Below are 2977 nucleotides of genomic sequence, written 5' to 3'. Positions count from 1 at the left end.
ATCACCGGTGTGGTGCGCCGCTCCTTCGACCCGGCATCCCAGCAGATCGTCGAACGGGCCGAAGCCAGAGGTGAAGACCACGGGATCACCTGGGACAACGCCGGCCCCATCTCCCACGAGAACAAGTGGGCGGAGTACTGGCACGACGGTGGCCGCTCGGTCACCTGGCTGATGCAGGCAGGCCCGAAGAGCGCTGTCGACGAATCGGCCCTGCGCCGTCTGATCGCCCCGCACCCGGACCTTCCGCGTAAGCGCGTGGCGATCGTCTATCGCCCGCACCGGGCCGCGGACGCGGTCAAAATCATCGATGACGACTACCGCAACGCCATCGTCGCCGCTCAGAACCGCACCCGCGGTATCGGTTCGGCTGCCGCCCAGATCAATGTCGAACTCGCGGAACGCTCGCGTGACGAACTCGCCCGCGGCCACGGCGCCACCCGAATCGGTGTGCTGATCACCGTCACCGAACCCATCGAAGGCGACATCCCCCGGGTCGATGCACTGATCAACGACCTGGCCGCCCAGACCCAGCTCGAGGTCCGCCGCTGCTACCGGTTCCAGGACGCCGCCTTCGCCGCCTCGCTCGGCGTCGGGATCTTGCTGCCCGATCATGCGTCGATGCCGTCGGCGCTGACCGCCTAAGAGAAAGGCACCTTCTGATGGTTCGCATCATGACGCCCGAGGAACGGGCACAGTACCAAGGCAACGTCTATGCCGGTGGCCTGCGCGGGGCGTGGGCCAAGTTCAAGATCAGCACCGACGACAGGCGCCGCCGCAACGCTGCTGTGCGCGAGCGAAGCGAAACCAGCCAAACCGAGGGCGGGCGCAAGCTCACCGACCGCGGGTACCGGGGCGCCGGCGGCGGCCGCGCGGCGTCGGTCGGCAAACAACCCGAGCTGCGGTCGACGAGCGTGCACGCCGCCGGCGCCTTCTGGCCATGGTCGGTCGGGGCGGGTGCCCCGGCGGTCGGCCCGGTCATCGGCAGCCACCTGGTCACCCACGCACCGGTCTCCTTCGGGCTGCTGAACTGGTTCCGACGCGGCTTCATCACCGCGCCAATCGGGTTCGTTCTCGGCCTCAACGGCTACGGCAAGTCCTCGTTCGTCCGCAAGGTGATTCTCGGTGCGATAGCCCAAGGCGTGACCGCCCTGTTCCTCGCCGACAAGAAGCCCGACTACCGGGCGCTGGTCGAGGATGTCTCCGGTAAGGACGCGGTCGTCGACGTCGGATACGCCTTCGGACACATCAACCCGCTGGCGGGCGGTGTGCTCGGATCGATCATCCCGCTGCTCGCCCCGTTCCCGGAACTGCAACGGCGCTGGATCGAGGAGCTCCGCGGCCGCCAGAGCGAGACCACCTGCGCGCTGCTCGAACTGCGGCGCGGGCAGGCACTCGAGGACTGGGAAGAGTCGATCGTCGAATCCAGTATCGGGATCCTGTTCAACGAGAAGGGCTTCACACCAGCCGAGCCGCCGCTGCTGGAGAACTTGCTCGAGGTGATCGTCGAGGGGCACCCGCAGCTCCTCGAGGACGCCGGTGTGGACACCCTCGAGGACTATCGGGAAGCCGTGCGGCCGCTGCGCCGGTCCCTGCGTGCCTTCGTCAACCCGACCAGCCGATTCGGTCGGATCTTCAACGGGCAGACCACCAATCCGCTGAGCCTGGACTACCCGGCGATCGGTTTCGACGTCTCCCACATTCCCAACGGTGACAAGAAGTTGCGGGCGGCGGTCATGCTGGTGTGCTGGTCGGACGGGTTCGCATTGATCGACGCCGCGCACGCCCTGTTCGATGCCGGCCTGGGCCCGCAACGCTTCTTCGAAGCCGTGATGGACGAAATCTGGGATGTGTTAGGTCTGGGGCCCTTCATGATTGACCGGATCAACGCGCTGACCCGGTTGAACCGGCAGATCGCGGTCGGGCTGTGGATGATCACCCACTCGATGGCCGACCTGACCACCGCCTCCGATGGAGCCACCACCGATCGCGCAGTCGGATTCCTCGAACGCGCCCGGGTGAAGGTCATCGGCCCGATCCCGCCGAAGGAAATCGAGCGTCTCAACGGGGTCGTCACCTTCACCGACACCGAGGTCGACATGGTCACCAAGTGGTCCTCCCCGCCGCCGATGACCGGTGATCAACCCCGAGAAGGTGAGTCGGCGCCGCCGCCGCCCGGCACCGGAAACGTGCTGATCAAGACCGGTGACGACGAACGCGCCCCCGGAATCCCGGTGCACGTGATCTTCACCCGCGCCGAGATCGAATCGGGAATCCACAACACCAACGCCCGCTACAACATCGCCGACGAGACGCAGGAGGACGCCGCGTGATCCCACAACGCCGCTACCGGGATGTCTCACCGGAACTGCGGGCAGCCGCGGTGAAGAAAGTCTCCGAGCTGCAAAGCATCGTCTCCTCCCGGTGGCGGGCGATCCAGCTCGTCGCCGAGGCCACCGGCGTGCACCCGAACACACTGCGCAACTGGGTCGAGGCACACCCCGGCGGGCCGAAGCCACCGCGCCGGGATCTCGAACGAGAGCTACGCGAACGTGACGCCGCCCTTGCCGCCGCCTCGGAGATGATCGCCGAACTCTCGCACCGGCTGCAGAGCAGCAACGGGCGAGGCTGATTGCCGCTGTGAACGCTACGAAGAAGGTGCTCGCCGGAGCCGTCGCCGTGATGGTCGCGATCGTGATGCTCCTGGTCATCATCGCCTCCGACGATGAGAACCAATGCGCCGTTCCCGCAGGACCGGGTGCGGCGACGACCGCTCCGGCCGGGTCGCTGGTCAAACCGACCAAGACCGGCACGGCCACCTTGTCGTCACCCTTCGGGCCGCGGTGGGGAACCGAGCACAAGGGCGTCGACTTCGCCGGGGACGTCGGCACCCCCATCTACGCGTTCACAGAAGGCAGGGTCATCGCCGCCGGGCAGGCCAGCGGTTTCGGGAACTGGATCGTCCTCGATCACCAGATCG

Annotated in this window: 4 protein-coding genes; all 4 read left to right on the top strand. The window is 67.0% G+C overall.

Annotated elements, in window-relative coordinates:
• Positions 1 to 642 (top strand): SCO6880 family protein (locus MLGJGCBP_RS46510; protein ID WP_328799551.1); only part of this gene is annotated, 642 nt, incomplete at its 5' end.
• 29 nt (positions 643 to 671) lie between these two features.
• A complete protein-coding gene (locus MLGJGCBP_RS46505; RefSeq protein ID WP_236581177.1) occupies positions 672 to 2330 on the top strand; it encodes a hypothetical protein in 1659 nt (552 codons plus the stop codon).
• Positions 2327 to 2629 carry a transposase gene (locus MLGJGCBP_RS46500; RefSeq protein WP_160097326.1) on the top strand — a complete coding sequence of 101 codons (303 nt, stop codon included), beginning with the start codon at positions 2327 to 2329 and terminating at the stop codon, positions 2627 to 2629. The genes MLGJGCBP_RS46505 and MLGJGCBP_RS46500 overlap by 4 nt, the downstream gene beginning before the upstream one ends.
• An 8-nt stretch (positions 2630 to 2637) precedes the next feature.
• Positions 2638 to 2977, top strand: a 340-nt coding sequence (locus MLGJGCBP_RS46495; RefSeq protein WP_236581176.1) for a M23 family metallopeptidase, incomplete at its 3' end; no start/stop codon positions are given.

This window comes from Rhodococcus sp. T7, from assembly GCF_009872365.1.
GTDB lineage: Bacteria > Actinomycetota > Actinomycetes > Mycobacteriales > Mycobacteriaceae > Rhodococcus_F.
Note: the sequence above shows the minus strand (reverse complement) of the source record. Positions and strands in the feature narration are given on the sequence as shown.